Consider the following 1,159-nt stretch of genomic DNA (forward strand, 5'->3'; position numbering starts at 1 on the left):
CGCGAGAAGTTCCGCTTCTACGACTGGGACCCGGCCACCGGCGAGGTGCGCTGGATGTGCTCCTGGGACACCCAGGAGTCCGACGTCGACGCGTTCGTCGCCGAGCTGACCCGCCTGCTCGGCTGAGGAGCGCGGGCACCGTCGGTGGCGTCCGGCAGCATGCGCGCATGGCATCGGGACCGACAGCAGCGGACCGCGACATCTCCGGCGGCTACGCGTCGGTGCGGGACGCCTACGACACCGTCGCCGCCGACTACGCCACATACTTCCCCGACACGCGGCCCGAGACCCCGCTCGAGCTCGCGATGGTCGACGCGTTCGTCGCCGCCGTCGGCGAGGGCGGAAGCGTGCTCGACGCCGGCTGCGGGGCCGGGCGGATGAGCCGCTACCTCGCCGACCGCGGGGTGCGGCCGCACGGCGTCGACCTGTCGCCCGGCATGGTGGCGATGGCCCGGCGTGACCACCCCGACCTGCGGTTCGACGTGGCCTCGCTCGACGCGCTGCCGTTCGACGACGCGTCGGTCGACGGGGTCCTGCTCTGGTACTCCGTCATCCACACGCCGCCGTCGGGCCTTGCGCAGCTGCTCACCGAGGCCGCACGCGTGACCCGGCCGGGCGGCCACCTGCTCGTGGGCGCCCAGTCGGGACACGGCATACGCGACGTGGCGCCGAGCTACCGACGCTTCGGGCACGACATCACGCTCGAGAGGCACCTCTACACGGCCGACGACCTCACGGCCGGGCTGGCCGCCGCGGGCGCGGGCGAGGCCGCGCGGCTGGTGCGCCGCGCCGCCGGCAACGAGCGCGACGACCAGGCCGTCGTGCTCGCCGTGCGCGCGTGAGCTCCGTCCCCGCTCAGGCGGGGGCGGTCGTGTAGCGCAGGTAGGGCTTGACCTCCTCGACGGAGCCCTCGCCGAAGCGCTGGCGGGCGTCGTCCGTCGACACGGTCGGGGCGACGATGACCTTCTGCCCCTCGCGCCAGTCGGCCGGCGTGGAGAAGGGGCCGCGGTCGGTGAGCTGCAGCGCGTCGACGGCGCGCAGGATCTCGTCGAAGTTGCGCCCGACGCTCTTGGGGTAGGTCAGCGACAGCCGCACCTTGTTGCCCGGGTCGATGACGAAGACCGAGCGCACGCCCGAGGTGTCGCCCTCGCCCGGGTGG

General features: G+C 74.0%; 2 protein-coding genes. One reads left to right on the forward strand and one right to left on the reverse strand.

Translation table 11 applies throughout. The annotated features are described in order from the left end of the window. Window positions 1-167 precede the first annotated feature (167 nt). On the forward strand, window positions 168-842 hold the full coding sequence (locus tag ABD194_RS18530) for a class I SAM-dependent methyltransferase (protein WP_343994232.1): 675 nt from the start codon (window positions 168-170) through the stop codon (window positions 840-842). Window positions 843-855: 13 nt separating this feature from the next. Here the strand turns inward: ABD194_RS18530 and ABD194_RS18535 are convergent. Continuing rightward, a partial coding sequence (locus ABD194_RS18535; protein ID WP_486388611.1) for a thioredoxin domain-containing protein occupies window positions 856-1,159 on the reverse strand: 304 nt, incomplete at its 5' end.

The sequence above is a fragment of the Terrabacter terrae genome, from assembly GCF_039529575.1.
GTDB lineage: Bacteria > Actinomycetota > Actinomycetes > Actinomycetales > Dermatophilaceae > Terrabacter > Terrabacter terrae.